At 68.2% G+C, this 220-nt stretch carries 1 pseudogene; it reads left to right on the top strand.

Annotation, left to right across the window (positions count from 1 at the left end):
* Positions 1 to 220 (top strand): annotated as a pseudogene (locus EXE45_RS19250) (branched-chain amino acid ABC transporter permease); the annotation flags it as partial.

Here is a 220-nt window from a genome sequence, read left to right as displayed (position 1 = left end):
CGTCGAGCAGTCGAACCTCGCGTTCGACCCGCTCGGGCTGTCGGTGAACGCGCACGAGCTCACCATCCTCGTGGCCGCGGTCGGGCTGATGCTCGCGATGCACGGAATGCTCCAGCACACGAAGCTCGGGACGGCGATGCGGGCGATGGCCGACAACAAGGACCTCGCGCTCATCACCGGCATCCCGGCCGAGCGCGTCGTCACCGCGACGTGGATCATC

It is taken from the genome of Halorubrum sp. SP9 (assembly GCF_005435015.1).
Lineage (GTDB): Archaea > Halobacteriota > Halobacteria > Halobacteriales > Haloferacaceae > Halorubrum > Halorubrum sodomense.
Note: the sequence above shows the minus strand (reverse complement) of the source record. Positions and strands in the feature narration are given on the sequence as shown.